General features: G+C 37.2%; 12 protein-coding genes. All 12 read right to left on the reverse strand.

Features of this window, described 5'->3' with window-relative positions; translation table 11 throughout:
* Positions 1 to 3 precede the first annotated feature (3 nt).
* The 12 genes from DSM03_RS01045 to sov all read right to left on the reverse strand — a co-directional run bounded on the left by DSM03_RS01045 (position 4) and on the right by sov (position 16,289).
* On the reverse strand, positions 4 to 630 hold the full coding sequence (locus DSM03_RS01045) for a hypothetical protein (RefSeq protein ID WP_128761524.1): 627 nt from the start codon (positions 628 to 630) through the stop codon (positions 4 to 6).
* A 123-nt stretch (positions 631 to 753) separates the two neighbouring features.
* The gene (locus tag DSM03_RS01050; RefSeq protein WP_128761525.1) at positions 754 to 1,113 is read right to left on the reverse strand and encodes a cytochrome C oxidase subunit IV family protein; all 360 of its coding nucleotides are present in this window, start codon (positions 1,111 to 1,113) and stop codon (positions 754 to 756) included.
* Positions 1,114 to 1,149: 36 nt separating this feature from the next.
* Positions 1,150 to 2,130 carry a cytochrome c oxidase subunit 3 gene (locus DSM03_RS01055; protein ID WP_128761526.1) on the reverse strand — a complete coding sequence of 327 codons (981 nt, stop codon included), beginning with the start codon at positions 2,128 to 2,130 and terminating at the stop codon, positions 1,150 to 1,152.
* A 131-nt stretch (positions 2,131 to 2,261) separates the two neighbouring features.
* The gene (locus DSM03_RS01060; RefSeq protein WP_128761527.1) at positions 2,262 to 2,855 is read right to left on the reverse strand and encodes a cytochrome c oxidase subunit 3; all 594 of its coding nucleotides are present in this window, start codon (positions 2,853 to 2,855) and stop codon (positions 2,262 to 2,264) included.
* Positions 2,855 to 3,748: a heme o synthase gene (gene cyoE / locus DSM03_RS01065; RefSeq protein ID WP_128761528.1), complete on the reverse strand. Its 894-nt coding sequence runs from the start codon at positions 3,746 to 3,748 to the stop codon at positions 2,855 to 2,857. Before cyoE ends, DSM03_RS01060 begins: the two co-directional genes overlap by 1 nt.
* Positions 3,749 to 3,902: 154 nt before the next feature.
* Positions 3,903 to 4,259: a Dabb family protein gene (locus DSM03_RS01070; RefSeq protein ID WP_420813117.1), complete on the reverse strand. Its 357-nt coding sequence runs from the start codon at positions 4,257 to 4,259 to the stop codon at positions 3,903 to 3,905.
* Between the two features lie 55 nt (positions 4,260 to 4,314).
* Positions 4,315 to 6,432, reverse strand: a complete 2,118-nt coding sequence (locus DSM03_RS01075; RefSeq protein ID WP_128761530.1) for a gliding motility protein RemB — start codon at positions 6,430 to 6,432, stop codon at positions 4,315 to 4,317.
* Positions 6,433 to 6,603: 171 nt separating this feature from the next.
* Positions 6,604 to 7,377 carry an energy transducer TonB gene (locus DSM03_RS01080; protein ID WP_128761531.1) on the reverse strand — a complete coding sequence of 258 codons (774 nt, stop codon included), beginning with the start codon at positions 7,375 to 7,377 and terminating at the stop codon, positions 6,604 to 6,606.
* Between the two features lie 112 nt (positions 7,378 to 7,489).
* Positions 7,490 to 8,218 (reverse strand): energy transducer TonB, encoded by a 729-nt coding sequence (locus DSM03_RS01085; protein WP_128761532.1) that lies wholly within the window; start codon positions 8,216 to 8,218, stop codon positions 7,490 to 7,492.
* A 55-nt stretch (positions 8,219 to 8,273) separates the two neighbouring features.
* On the reverse strand, positions 8,274 to 8,660 hold the full coding sequence (locus DSM03_RS01090) for a VanZ family protein (RefSeq protein WP_128761533.1): 387 nt from the start codon (positions 8,658 to 8,660) through the stop codon (positions 8,274 to 8,276).
* Positions 8,653 to 9,033 (reverse strand): glycine cleavage system protein GcvH, encoded by a 381-nt coding sequence (gcvH, locus tag DSM03_RS01095; protein WP_128761534.1) that lies wholly within the window; start codon positions 9,031 to 9,033, stop codon positions 8,653 to 8,655. Before gcvH ends, DSM03_RS01090 begins: the two co-directional genes overlap by 8 nt.
* Positions 9,034 to 9,047: 14 nt before the next feature.
* Positions 9,048 to 16,289: a T9SS outer membrane translocon Sov/SprA gene (sov, locus tag DSM03_RS01100; RefSeq protein WP_236638869.1), complete on the reverse strand. Its 7,242-nt coding sequence runs from the start codon at positions 16,287 to 16,289 to the stop codon at positions 9,048 to 9,050.
* Positions 16,290 to 16,311 lie beyond the last annotated feature (22 nt).

Below are 16,311 nucleotides of genomic sequence, written 5' to 3' on the forward strand. Positions count from 1 at the left end.
TTTTTAACGATCTGCGTTATTCTTCTTAAGTGCCAGACGGTATTCTGCCAAAATGATTTTAACATCATCTTTCATCTTATTAGATAACTCAGCTACATCAGAACTGTCATAACCATACAAAACACCATAATCTTCATCATCGTCCCTCCCTCTAAGGTTTCTTTTTTTATCAATTATGAAAATATAAGGTGAACCACCGTCTTCGGTTAGTTCATATGGAGTCTTTAAGCTTTTAAAAACAGTGTTTATATTCTCTTGAGATGTTAGCACAAAATGCCAGTTAGAAAGGTTGACCCCTAAGCTTAATTCGTGTTTTACACGATCCAATTCATCTAAATTAATATCCTTCGGAACAAGGTATAAAAACTGAAAGTCTTTAAATTCAGCAAATGATTTGAATATTTTTTGATTGAGATTAAAGAGGTCTCCTCCTTCTCGCTCTATATTAGTCCCCAAAAAACCAAGTACTGTTATTTTATCTTCAAGCTGAACATTTTCGGAAAGTTGAAGTTCTGGAATATCTTCTTCAAGAACAGGAAGTTTTGCAAAATTATGTATTCCGGAAGCAAAGAAAAGGTATGCAACAATGGGTAAAATAAACAAAACACCTAAAACTAAAAACTTCTTCATAACCTAGCCTTGTTACGCTATTTTGTAATAGCGATTGCAAAGGTAAGCTACAGAAAGTTTTCAGTAAAAAAGAGGCATAAAAAAAGACAGCAAATGCTGTCTTTTTTTATTTTTTATCTGTGATTAAAAATCCCAGCTGATATAACCATCGTGATACACATCAAATATATAATCACCTTCGGTTAGCAGGATAAAGATCAAATAACAAACCAAAAAGATTCCTGTCCACACCACTGCTCTACGCAGACCTTTTGTCTCGTGTTCCATGTGCATAAACGCCCATGTAATATAATATGCTTTATAAAGGGTTAAAACAATGAATACCCAGTTAAGCAAGTGCATTCTAAACAAATGTGTTTCTACAAGAAATTCTGGTCTTACAATACCTAGAATGACTTCAACAATAGTTACAACAGAAAGGATTGCAAAAACCGTCCAAATTCTTTTTGTGGCTGAACCGTGATTTGATGTTTCGTGTGCCATTTTTATATTTTTAATTTCCGCTTTGCGAAATAATTATTAAACCAAATAGAAGAATGTAAATACAAATACCCACACTAAATCTACAAAGTGCCAGTATAACCCAACTTTTTCTACCATCTCGTAGCTTCCTCTGCGCTCGTAAGTACCAAGAATCACATTGATAAATATAATGATATTGATGATCACACCAGAGAATACGTGAAAACCATGAAAACCGGTGATGAAGAAAAAGAAATCTGCAAAAAGTGGTGGGCCATATTCGTTATGTACCAGATTTGCACCCTGCACAACGCCAACAGCATCATTTTCTAATTTTGCAAGAGATGCTTCTCTAGACAGTATTGTTTTTTCTCCGCTTTCTGTTAGTATCTGAGTACGTACTAATAAATCTGGATTCGCTTTAAAGCCTTCTACCACTTCAGCTAAATCATAATCTGGCATAGAGCTTTCTGACTCATACCACAACGCCTCGTTTCTAGTAAGTCTTGTTCTATCATTAGGTAGGCTAGCCGCAAATGACTCAAGAGCAACCTGCTCACCTTCGGCATTTACAAATTGCAATATCTTACCACCTTTAGTTTCTACAGCACCAAACTCACCTGAGATAAAGTTAGACCATTCCCAAGCTTGAGATCCCACGAAAATAACACCACCTATGATTGTAAAGAACATGTACCAGATTACTTTGTTCTTCTTCATATGGTGACCAGCATCTACAGCAAGAACCATTGTAACAGAAGAGAAAATAAGTATAAAGGTCATTAGCGCTACGTAATACATAGGTGCATCAACGCCATGTAAAAACGGGAAGTGGGTAAACACCTCGTCGGCTATAGGCCACTGGTTAACAAATTTAAATCTTGAGAATCCGTAAGCAGCAAGAAATCCTGAGAAAGTAAGTGCGTCAGAAAGGATGAAAAACCACATCATCATCTTCCCGTAACTTGCTTTTAGAGGCTCGTTATCTCCGCCCCAAATCTTGCCTTCTGTGCCTGTTTTAACAGCAGTAGCGTCCATATTTTAATAAAGGTTTATAAGCGTTGCAAAAATAGGTATTTTAAAAATGCTTTTCAAAGCAATAATCAGTATTTATAACCATTCAAAAAAACGATTTTTTAATGAATTCTTAGCATTTAGAGCTAATTAATCTATTTGATTAATTCATCAGCAAACATAAAGAACAAGAATAGGTATACCCAGAGTATATCTACAAAGTGCCAAAATGTGGCACCCAACTCCAGACCAAGCATCTGATTCTTAGAATATTTACCACGTATTTGCTGAACAACTATTTCCAAAAGCACCAGAATTCCTGCTGCTACATGAACAATATGACTAATTACAAAAGCATAAATAAATGAAGTTGTAACCGTGCTTTCGCTACCGGTAAAAAAATAACCTTCAGCAATTATTTGATCAAAACCTACAAACTGGAGCACTACAAATGCAATACCCAGCCCCAAAGTCACAAACAAAGATCCTGTTGCAAGGGTGTTCCTTCCGCTTTTAACAGCGCTTTTTGCGATAAGCATACATAAACTACTCAACACAATAACAAGTGTACTGATGTAAAATGCCTGCGGAAGCGCAAAATCCCGTAACCAATCACGACGTTCTGCACTTACAATATAGGCACTTGTTAAGCCCGCAAACATCATTGAAAGACTCACGATACCAAACCACATCATCATCTTCTTTGATCGTGCAATCTTAATTTGTTCTGTTTGCGAAGTATAATCCATTATCGTAGAAATTTATCAGCAACGTAAATAATTTGTATTAACGTGATATAACTCACACTGGACAACATTAAACGTTTAGCAGTAACATTATTCTTAAATCTAAAAAGTCTAATTGCGTAATAAAGCAGGATCAATCCTAAAATACCTACTAAAACAGCAGAAATCGGAGTCAAGTACAATCTACCAGTCACTCCAAAAACTGGAATTAAGGAAACTAAAATCGTCCATATGGTATATAAAACAACTTGTATAGCCGTACCGCGATCTCTTTTCCCGGTAGGAAGCATAAAAAATCCTCCTTTTTTATAATCATCATACAAAAACCAACCTATCGCCCAAAAATGTGGAAATTGCCAAAAAAACTGAAGCATAAAAAGCGTTCCTGCTTCTATACCGAAATCGCCGGTTGCCGCAACCCATCCCATCATAAAAGGTATAGCCCCAGGAAATGCACCAACAAATACAGAGAGGGGAGTCTTTGTCTTTAAAGGTGTATAGACACAGACATAAAGAAATATAGAAACCGCTCCAAAAACTGCAGTGATGGGATTAATTATATAAAGTGTAATAAGACCCAAAACTGTAAAAACAGTCGCAATAATCAATGCAGTTTTTACAGACATCCTTCCGGAAGGAACCGGACGATTCTTAGTACGATCCATCAAAATATCAAGATCCTTCTCTATGATTTGATTAAAAGCATTAGAAGCTCCCACCATTAAATAACCACCTACCGCCAGCAATAAAACAGTTAACCAGTCTAAAGTATAAGCACCCAAGAGATAACCCGCCATGCTTGAAAAAACAACACTAATAGCAAGACGCATCTTAGTGATTTCTTTAAAATCAATCCAGATTGATGTGTGTGGTTTATGGGTTTCTTTGGAGCTCAAAAGCGTGTTTTCAAGGGCTTTAAAAAAGTCGTGCAAAGATACTGCACGAAACACTTCTAAACAACCTAATTAAAAGTTATTCCAGACAGAAGAATTCTTAATCTCAAAATCGAGAAAAAACTGCTTTATAAAGCAGAAGATATAAGCCTCTGATCTAGAGACATACCGCGTCATAAACCTGAACTTTCTCCCATAAATGCTCAGATTCTTCAATAAATTTACGATGCACAGACTCTTGTTGATATTTATTCTGAATTTCTTTTGAAGGAAAAGTTAATATAATCGAGTAAGTCCAACTATTATCTACAACTTCTCGTGGAGTATTTGCCGGCTTGCCTATAAACTTGGTCTTCGCATATTCACTTGTAGATAAAAACTTTTTCAATGAAGCTTCAAAAGCTTTGCAATCCTCCTGACTATCTGGATTTTTAAGCCAAAAATAAACTACGTGAGCAAAGTTGGAATCAAAATCTTTTGGTTCTGAAGATTTGTTAGCACAAGAACCAGTCATAAAACATAAAATTAATAGCGATAAAAAAAATCTCATAAAGCTTTAGTTTAAAAAATTAATAGTCAAAATACCAATTAAAAATATCGGTGCGAATTCCAAAATTTACCCAAACCGTACTTTCTTCAAGATTAACCGCATCATACGCTGCGATAGTATTATTTCGGTATAAGACATTGGTATATATCTTAAAATTAGTAGAAGGATTTACAATATAACCCAATTCAACATTTCCTATAAAAGTATTAGCAGCATTTCCCTGACCAATTTCTATCCCAAATTCACTCGGGATATTCTCATCATTACCGTAAATACTACCCCCATAATAGACATCATCTATATCTCCTATTTCAAAACCACGTTTACCATATACTACTTTTGCAGTACCATACCATCGGTCGTTTTGATAACGAGCAATTGCTATAAACTCTCTAAAATTTGCGCCCCATAAATGGGCCATCGATTGATTATTATGACCGTAGTTAAGAACAATCTCATTATTACTATACACATATGGTCTCACTTGATTAAACTCAAACTGAAGTTGTAAATTTTCAATATTAAAAGCATCATAATATTTAAATCCTACCTGAACACCCTGCTTATTCTGATAACTTTTAGTAGAACTAAAAACTGCTCCTGTAGAAAATTCATCTATAATAATTTGCGCATAAGCATTAAAGTGATCACTAAATTTATACTTAGCACTCAAGCCTATTAATGCATTACCTCCCCTCGAACCCGTAGAAAACTCAATAGCACGGTAAAAAATTATGGGATTTAGATAATTAAGATCAAAACCTCTGTCATTATCATTAGTCCAGATCACATTTTCAAATAGCCCTATATTTAAGCGTTTTGTAGCATTAAAACTCAAATAGTGATTGGCCATAAATTTGGTTCTAAACGATCCATCTTCAACCACATCTGAGCGCACATCACGCAAAGACATCCAGGTATTGGTGTATCTAAATTTCCAGAAAGTCGTACTCATTTTAAAAAATGGGTATGGACTCGCATTATCACTCAGCAATAAAGAGCGGTAGCCATCACCAATAAAATTCTTACCATGCCCAAATTGAAAATTGAAATATTTACTGGGAGAATAGGATAAATATGCTTCTGCTACAGGATAATCAAAATTACCGTCAGCAGCTTCTGCTGCAATCCCACGCCCCGGAACAATCGCTGGATTACCCCCATCTGGTGCAATAGATCGTGCATATCGATTAAAATAACCCGTAAAATTACCTTGGCTTTCGTAGAAAACCGTGTAAAAATTTAATTTCTCTCCCAAACCTCCCTGAAATATAACTGCCCGGGTATTATTATACGTAAAACTCTTATCCTCATTGTCTGCGGTTTCAAAACCCAATTGCAAATCGGCAGCAGGGTCTAGCGTAAACCAGTAATCATCACCCTGCAGAGTCACCATATGCTCATTCCATAATTTGCGACCAAACCACGAAGTCTTCTCTTTATAAAGATTCTCTCTTTTTTCCTTAAAATTATAATAGCGATTGACATCGCTATAAATAAAAGGTTTAGTAGACGTATGAGAATTTGTACCCACCACATTCATCTCTTTATCAAACCTACTGTAAGTCTGATGTGAAAACGGAATAAACAATTGAGAATCATACTCTCTATTTTGAAACGGAAATGTTTTTATTGAGTCGTATTCTGAAGCTAACTGCTCTACGGGTTTTGCTTCACTTAAATTTTCAGTTGAACCATATTTCAAATCTGGAATTTCCTTATCAAGCAAAGCGCTAATAGGAATCGGCATGCTAAACTGCATATATGTTGCTCTTCCATTATATGTGGCAGGCTTAACCTGAGGCAAGCTATTAAAGATTTTCCCTATTTCCTCACGTAAATCCTCATAGACCGCTGTTACATTGAGCACTTCAAAATCTCCTTCTTTTGTAACCTCAAAAAGAACTACAATATCTCCTGAATACTTTTCGTCAATAACATATTGCGGAACTTTAAAATCTGCTTTTATTTTACTGATCAAAGTTTGATTAAAACAGCTTTTAGCAGCCGAAGCATCAATGCCTTCACATTCTTTAAAAACAGGATATTTTTCAAAATTCCCATTTATAATTTGAGAATAACCAAGAGTTGAAAGAAACAAACTAACAGCAAAAACTGCCAAAGTCTTTAATTTCATAAATTGAAAAGATTTAGGTTGCGGAAATATACCACTTTTTAAACATCCTTAAGCTGAAGGAGTAGTTCCAAAATAAAAGCCCGTGCATTATACACAGGCCTTTACATGAATTTAAATCTAAAAGATAACGTCTATTAAGTTTTACAACCTATAAAAAAGTAGTTTACTGCATTAATTTTGCACTTTAAATCTAATGGGTTGATAATAAATAACCCGCACATTTCTATTCTGCTGTTTCCCTGGGGTCATTTGTGGTAGTTTTTGCATAACGCGCTCAGCCTCTTGCTCAAGAGCAGGGTGTGGTGCACGGGTTTTAAGCTCAGTCACCTTGCCATGCTCATCAATTGTAAACTGAACATCAACTTTATTCATTCCGGTTAACCCATACTCCTCACCCAATGAAGTGTTAAAGTTTTTACTAATAAATATACCCATCTTATCCTGAAGACAAGCCTTACGCTCTGCATTCGTTTGCAAACCCTCACAACCCGGAAAAATAGGCACAACTTCAACTCCTAAAACCGAAAATGTTTCAATATCCGGCTCAGGGATATCGACTAGACTTTCTAAATCTGGAATATCAGTCTCTGGAGTAAAATCGTCCACAGGAAGATCAATCTCAGGCACATCTGGATCTGCAATTTTAGGAGGTAAAACTTTAGAAACTTCTTTTTTAGGCTCTGCAGGTTTCTTTTTCTCCTCCCTCCTTACAGGCTCATTCCATATATTGTCTATGGACACCGAAGCAACATCTTCTTGGACAGGAGGTTTTAATGGAGTTACAGGCGATTTGACCTCAATAACTGCAATGGCAAGGATAAGCGCCACTATAAGGCCTAATTGAAAAAAGACGACGTTGTTTTTTTGTAGATTTACGTCGTGCTTGCTTGTTTTCCGAGTAACGCTTTGCCGAGCGTTTACTTCGCTTTTTTGTGAATCATTCATGAATCATGTTTTAATGGTTACTATTCATTAAAACTTTAACAATAAGCTTGCCACAAAAAAAATCCCGACTCGCTTTAGCGGTCGGGATTTTGAATTTTATAAAGATTCAGAATTAATCCTGAACTTGGAATACAATAGGAAGTGAATATAATACACCTACCGCTTTACCTCTCTGCATACCAGGAGTCATTTGTGGCAGTAACTTAATTACACGAGCTGCTTCTTGCTCTAAACGTGGGTGTGGCCCACGAGATCCTATATCTACTATATTACCTTTTTGATCAATTTTAAATCGTACATAAATACGATTTATACCAGACAAACCTAGCTCACTACCTAATTCAGTATTAAACTTTCTGTTTACAAACTGGCTGATTTTCTCAGACATACACGCTTTTTTAGCATCGTTTCCTTTTTCGTTCTCGCAACCAGGATAAACCGGCACGTTCTCGATAACTGCAAACGGTACATCATCAATAACTTCTTCTTCAACAAAAGAAACTTCTTCAACCTCAACAATCTCGTCTTCCTGACTGGTTTCTGTAGATTCTATTACGGTTTCTTCAATTTCTTTATCATCTTCTACAACCTCAATAACTTCCGGCGCTGGTGGTGGCGGTGGAGGAGGAGGTGGCGGTGGAGGTGTGTTCAATTCAGTAATTGGCACATCTTCTTCAATCATATCGTCCATCTGTAATTGTCCGATATCAATGGCCTCTTTTTCATACGTCTTCCACTCGATAGCCAGATAACTCAGCCCGAGTATCAAAATAAGACCTAACTGAAAGAAGAGTACACTTCTTCTCGTCAGATCTGCTTTGGGATTTTTCTTAGGTTCCATGAATCTTTAGTTATTAAGGATTGCTAATTTAATTAAAAATAGTATCAACTCGAAATTAAAATTTTGATTTCAGCCTTCTAAATTGAGTTTTCGCTAGAAAAATGAATAAAATTCCAACAAAAATCCCAACTGAATTCGCAATCAAATCTTTAAAATCGCCTGACCTAGAGGTCGTTAACGACTCTTGTAATATCTCAACAACTATACCATAAACAAAAGCAAGACTACAAGATTTTATTAAAGATGTTGAAAAATTGTCTTTTTTTTGCTTCAAAGCATAAAAATAACAAAACCACAACCCCGTAAAAATAGAATACACTAGAAGATGAACGATTTTATCGCTATTTTCTGGCGCATCACTTATATGCGGCATAGGCATCAAGCAAATAAATGCTATAAATCCCGTGTAAAAATAAACTGCTATTTTAAGCAGCTTAACCACCTATTATTTCCTGATAAGCTGTTACGTCAAGTAAGGATTCTAATTCGCTCTCATCGCTAAATTTAATCTTAATCATCCATCCTTTACCATAAGGATCTTCATTTACCGCTTCTGGCTCAGACTCTAAATCTGCATTAAACTCAACAATCTCTCCTGTTAATGGCAAAAACAAGTCAGAAACTGTTTTTACTGCTTCAACTGTACCAAAAACCTCCTCTTTATCTAATGTTTCACCTTCGGTTTCTACTTCAACATAAACGATATCTCCTAATTCGCCTTGAGCGAAATCTGTAATGCCTACAGTGGCAATATCACCTTCTATACGTACCCACTCGTGGTCTTTAGTATATTTTAAATCTGCTGGTAAACTCATAATCTGTATTTAATTTAATTTCCGAAATTATATCTCAATGTTATTCCTGAGCGTATTGTTGTTTGCGGATATGCAGTTGAAATCGCATACGTCGCAAAAGAATGGTCGTAATAGAAAATCGCCGTTAGATTTTTACTTAGTGCATAATCTGCCTTAAAGGTCAACCCATAAATATCTTGACCAGCTGTGATCTGACTATTTTCTAGATCTAAATAGCGTACAATTGTCTCATTCTGTCTCAGAGACAAATCTGCTCTAAAGTTTAAATCACTCTTTAAAATAGTTTGTCTTCCACCTATTCGTGTCGCAAATCTAATATCTTTTAATCGATATCCTAATCCTATTATATATTCATTTCCGTGAATTTCTGTAAGCAGATTGTTATCAAAGCTTAGCGATAACGTACGATCTTTACGTAATTCTGCTAAGATCTTGAGCGAATTCTGCATTTCAAAATCAAGCCTTATCAACGGTGAAAACAATTCAGTAAGGTTTATGTTGGAATACAACATAGGACTTAAGAAATCACCTGCCTGATTAACCTGAACATCTTCTACACTTGTATTTAAAGAAGGATCATAATTTAAATTTGTACGGAATTGATTGATAGTATACCCTGCCTGATACCCGTGGTTTACTGAGAAACGCTTGAATCGCTTTTTAAACCAGTCTAACTTCATAAGGCCTGTATACTTTAAATTCCAGTTAGGCAACGGAAAACTTCTAAAAGCTCCCAGAGAAACATTTGAAGCATTACCCGGTGTATAAGCAGAAAGAAATGCCGGAAGCAATACACGCTGACTTGAACGACTAAAACCTACAGGATACCCATACTCATCGCGAGCATACTGGTCGTTCCCATAAAATTCTTCGGCAAGTCGCTCTGCAATTACAAGCCTGTTAGATCTAAACTGACTGAAATTAGCTGAAGACTCTAAAGAACTTGAATTAAAAGCTGTTCCTATCATCAGAGTCGATATACTATAATTACCTAAGGTATTCCCCGTAAGGCTTGTGTATTGCCGTGTAGTAGGGTCAACACGATAATTTTCATTATAAGTCTCTTGATAAATTCGATTCATATTTAAATCTATCGTAAGATCTTCTAGAAAACTGGTCTGCGCCTGTATATCTAAATTTCGATTCTCTACTTCGCTGTATTGCTCATTGTACTCTTGATAGAGCGTTAACCAACCTTGTCTTGCTGCATAATCACGCACCTCAGCCTGACTTCCAAAAACAAAACCTGTAGTCGGTCTAACTGTTCCCAAAAATCCTACTCCGGGCAAATAACCGGGAAGATAAGTACCATTATTTTGCTCATAATTAATTTGAATGCGTTTTATACCTGTAGCAATACCTATCAATGTATTTTTAGCTTTATCTGCAGTACTTAACCCATTTTCTTCCTGAGTAGGTTTAGGCTGGGTAGGTGTCCCTAGAGTAGGTACCGCACGACTGCGATCTGATTTTGATGAAGGTCCTGAAGTTTTTTTAGACACCCCTAAAGCATCATAAAGCGTTTTCATATCTAAGGTGGTCTGTAATGCATGTGTATTTGCATTCTGAACAGAATTACCTAAATCTGGTATCCCTTCTAAAGTTTGAAATTGATACGAGCCACGTGTCCACTGAAAATCTGCACTATAAGAATACGTAGATTTAATAAACTCCAAATACGGTAATTTATTAACTGGCAGATCATAATTAAGCTGCATATTCTGGTTATGACGATCAGGTCTACCTACATCAAAAAAGCTCGAGTAAACTGCTCCTGCATTCTCATCTAATGAGCTATCCGGATTGAGATAATTACGCACAATTCTGTTCTGATATTGATCCAGATTTATTCGTAATGATTTTGTCACAGGAAAATTAACAGTAAAATTTCGATCAAATTGATAGTTGCGCTGAAGATATTCCGGGATAGGAATTGAGTTTTCATTTGCCAGCAAATCTCTAAACTGCTGGCGACTGAATTGACGCGTAATGTTTGAAGATATATTAACACTTGCAGGAAGATAATTGAAATTGAAATCCTTTAATAATTTCCAATACTTACCAGTAAATAGAGAATCATTTTTCTTAAACGGCTCAATAGTTTTAGGCTTAAATGCAAATGCATACGTTGCTCCTGCGCGCACATTCTGACTCACAGATTCTTCAATCTCAAAATCCTTATGTTCTTCTTGATTATGACTGTAAGCAAAAGTAAAGTTCTCAACATCCCAAGGCATCGGTTTTTTATCACCTGCACGCTCTTTACGCACTCCAATAAAATTAATACTCTCCCGATTGGTCCGCTCTATTGCATAATCGTTTATAAAATCGCGTTCTGTTTGACTCGACGCATTTGCTAGTCGCTCATCAAGTTCTAAGTCTGTATATAAAGGATCATATTGTGGCGTTATGGTCTGCCCACCTCTGGCATAATTAAAAGGAAGCTTAACCCCCCATTTTTTAGGAAGAAGTTGCCCCAGATTCACATTGGTAACAACATCAAAAGATTTAGTATCCTCCATATTTCGCTCTCTAGGACCGGCATCAATACTACCAAATCCTATTGTAGATTGACGCGCCGTTCCAGAAACCGTAGCAAAATCTGCTAGATTTGCATCCATATTTATAATACCTGCCCAGCCACCTTGATTCTGTAATCCTGATAATCGTAATTCATTAAACCAAGCTTCTGCACAAACGGTACCACGACCTTCATCATTTCCGTTTTTAAGACCTAACATTAAAACCCGCACATCTCCAAAACTGGGATTACCTTGTATACCCACGCGCACTTTACCAGACTCATATGGCGTGCTTGCCGGGTCTGCAATCACATTCCCTTCCTCGTCAAAATAAGTGATAGCATCAACAAGGGTGTTAAACTCTCCATTAAAGAATGTAGCTTTCACCGTCTGAAGCACATCTAACGGAAGCTTAAGTTGATTCTCTTCAGGCCAAATGAGATCTGGACTGCTGGTACCAAAAGCCGTTGGACTAAGTGGCAATTCTATCTGGTAGAAGTTTTGCGTAAGATCTGTACCCATCCTTATTATTGCAACCACCTCATTGTCTTGCACCGGAGTTTCATTTAATAAAGATTCTAAGTGAATAAACATCTCCAGGTTTTCATACTGACGCATGTCTAATCTAAAATTCTTATAAACCGCACGTGCATCCTGAGTTTCCAGATCACAAACTTGTAAAGAAAGAGACTGCTCATTCTGACGAATATTATTGTTATTATTAATTAATTCTTCCCGGTAAACTCCCGGAGGTAACACGTAAGGAATAGGATTACGATTTACGTTTTCTTCAATATTTACCGATGTAACCTCAAAACGTGTATTCTCTGTTGAAGGGTCTGACTCATCAGGATCTAGCGTGTATAAATAACGACGGTAATCTCCTCGCACCAAGTCAAAAGAACCAAAACGCAGAACGGTAGGATCACTCCAGCCACTCATAAACATCCGCATAAAACGAATTGATCTAAAATCATTTATACCTCCTTGGCTGTTTGTAGGTTCACTAATCGGAATTTTAAATTGATACCAGGTAACCGGCAATGTGTTTCCGTTTTGTAGCGTTACTTCAATATCACGTTGATCAACAATAAATTCATTAGTTATATCTAAACTCTGCGGGGTTATATCCAGTTGATATTCATAGTAACTATCAACGGTATTCATCGTAAAATCTCTGTTAAAATCCTCTACATCAGGTACTGTTGTTGAACCACGGTCAGTTTGTGACACATCAACCGGAGAGTTTCCTTCAAGACCATTATAATTTTTATACCGGTTTAATACCGAACCCGTAGCAGCAACAAAATATTGGTAGTTATCTCCTGAAGGATCTTCTAAACCTGCAAAACCCGGAAACTTTTCAGCTTCTTGCTCATCACTAAGACCATCATACCCCACGTCTTGATTCGTTCTTTGCTCACCTTCTGTATCAAAAGCATAAATCAACGCCTGACTTGTAGGAACTTTACCCCACACGGTTGAAACGGTATTTGTAGAATAGCCATCTTGTGGTAATCCGTTTTCATATTGTTTACGACCGTCCTTAAGAACATCTTCAGAAATGTTACCCAGATTCAGTGTTAAACGGCCACCTGTATTTGTTGCATTTTCAGCATAAATAAACGGGTCCATAACCCAGAATTCAATAAACTCTACATTAGATTGCTCAAAGTCTGTAGAAGCAAAAGATCGCATGATTCCTCCAAAATTTTGTTCAGGATTTTCTAGAATTCCATCTTGAGCATCTAGACTAAAGTTATAAGGCCCGCGCTCAGAAGGATAATAAGCAAGATCTAACGTAAATAAAGCCTGAGTGGTACCCGCAATAATATCTTGCTCCGGAAAGATCTCATCTCTAAAAACACGACGAGTGGCGTAAGTTGACACATCTGCATCTGTAATCCCATCAGGACGCTGATTAGTATAAAAAATAGGGTCTATACTATACCATGCTAATTTTGCACGCTTGTAACCCGTACTCAAATCTCCGTTTTCCAGTTCGCCACCAAAATCTATAGGTGCAGATGATAAAAACCACTGTAAAGGTGAACTGATATCTAACGAAGTTTGTGTTCCTTCAAAATCATCTATATAAGAAGTTGCTTCCCCGCCAAAATCGGTCGCTTTAGGTTGCCCCGGAATCAGGTAAGCAACCTCTCCTCTCACCGAAATATTAGAAGGAACGTCAGTATCAATATTAGGAAGCTTATTTACCAGTCTGGTCAAGAACGGAACTTCTGTTGAGAAATTTGCATTCATCCCAAAAATGGTATTATTAATGGGTTCAAAGCTGTAGGTTGCCTTTTGGGTCAACGGTCTTTCATTAACGTTGAGCAACGTACCGCCTATCATAAAATCCTCACTGAATTGATGCTCTACATTTAAACCAGTAAAACGCTTGGTTTGCTGTCCGAAAAGCGAATTATTTTCAGTCGAAACCTGTATAGGTACTCCGGAACCTTTAAGAGCCTGATCAAGAATAAAGACTCTTCCACGCGCATAATCTACCGAATAATCCAAACCTTCTTGAAGCACGCGCCCTCCGGCCGTCACCGTAACAGAACCCTGCGGTAAATTAAAGCCTCCTATCGCAATACCCTCTTCATCTGTAGAAGTAAAAGTACCCTGTAGTAAAAACAGGTTTTTATCTGCATTATCCTGAGCTACTGTTTTAGTTGAATTATAAAGAGAGCGGTAAACATACTTTTGTTGATTAGCATTATAAGTATCACTGTTATTATAAGATTCTCCACCCGAATCTCTCAACTTATTAAAAAGGTATTCTCCAAAAGGCTCTACAGATGTAAAAATGATGCTTCCGTTACGCACATTTACTGTGGTACCATTAACAAAATCAAAGAAACCATCACCGCCGGTTTGAGGGTCTCCATTTTGAGTAAGCCTATCTAGATTAAAAACGTTAAGCAAAGGCGTGTTTGCAACATCATCTGGCAAAGCGGGGCCACCATCTGCAGGGGTTATGTAGTTTATAGGAGAAGGTGAATTGTAAACAATATTCATTCTAAAACCTTCTGAATCCAACTGCCCCACACCCAGCCCATAAATATTTTTCATCATCAAATCCCAAACGGGTTCGTTGACGTCTGTAATGTTACTTTTAAGCAATTTTACAACCAAAGCCTGCGAAGTACCACCCTGACCTGGCGTTATAAAACTATCTAATATTCCGTCATTATTAATATCCCTTCCGTTTGTCTGATCTGCATCTGCTGCATCTGCGATCTGGTCGCCATCGGTATCTTGCCCATTGTCATTTACTCCGTCACCATCAGGATCTACATCAACAATATCCGGAACTCCGTCACCATCTGTATCAACATAAGCTCCGCTAGTTGCATCAACACCATCGTTAGCAAACTCTCCCACCTGATACACTTGACCACCTACCGTATATTGAAAGGCCACACCCAAAACCTCATCATTATTCAAACGCTGGTTTAACGATATATACCCCAACTGCGTATCTAGAGTATATTCTGAGGAAGTAAGTTGGCGCGCATTTTCTAAGGAAACGTAATCAGAACCATCTGCCACCTGAACACCTCCAAATCCTTGCCCTATGGTTGAAACATCACGTATAGCAGAAGTTAAAACAGACTGACCGTTACCATCTATACCAAAAGGATTAAAATCGTTACTGGTGTTTCTGGGGTAAGCCCCCGCAGGTAAATTCACAAAACCGCCGGGGATATTAGGTAAACCTATGTTTGAAGGATCTGACTCTCCAATGTCTTGTATTGCAACTATATTACGCGTATTTGAATAATTCTGAGTCCTATTTGTAACCCAAACTTCTATACGAGTAATCTGAATATTAGAATTTATAAAAGGATAATTAGCCAGCGCTTTATCATAATTATCTCTAAAGTACTGAGCTAAGAAATAGTGCCTGTTTTCATCATATTCTAAAGCATAAATCTCAAAATCCTGAATGGTACCATCACCTTGAGCCGCTACCTGATTAGTTTGTGATTGCTGCTCAGAAAAAACTCCGGTAATGGTTGTTTTACCAAACTGCAGTTGGGTTTTTACCCCAAATAAACTTTGTGAACCTTGAATAAGAGCACTATTGAGCGGCATGCTCACATTACCTACTTCAATTTTTTGCACAATATCATCCTCATCAGGAGTATATTCTAACTTGATCTGATTTTGAAAGTTGAATGTAGACTCGGTGTCATAAACCGCATTTACCTGAAGTCGCGTCCCCACTTTACCAAGTAAACTTAAGCTGATACGCTGATCAAAGTCAAAACTGAAATTAGAACGGTTACGCGGAGAAAAACTAGGATTATCTTGTTTGGTAAACAGTCCGCCAATATCCATCTCAACAGAACCTTGAGGAATGAATTCAATAGAATTTCCGCCAAATATAGATTCAAACAATCCTGAGTTTACGTAGAAGTTAGGCAAAAGACTTTTTTGATCTTCCTTTCCTTCTTCGGTACGACCATCTACAGCGGCTATCTTCTGTTGAAAATAAGCACGCATCCTCTCTTTTTTAACCAGTTCTTTAAATTCGTCTGGCGTTAAAATACGCGGATAATTAATGTTGTATTGCCCTAGACTTTCCGTATAAATATACCGGTCTGTTAAAGGATCATAAGTATATTTTGAAACTATAGAATTAGGGTTCTTAAGGTTCAACCGCCCAAGAGAAACACCGGTTTGCGTACTATCTTGCTCTTCTTCCTGAGCAAGCATAGGCATAGAACACAGAAGCGTTCCTGAT

The sequence above is a fragment of the Leeuwenhoekiella aestuarii genome (genome assembly GCF_004104055.1).
In the GTDB taxonomy this organism is placed as follows: Bacteria; Bacteroidota; Bacteroidia; order Flavobacteriales; family Flavobacteriaceae; genus Leeuwenhoekiella; species Leeuwenhoekiella aestuarii.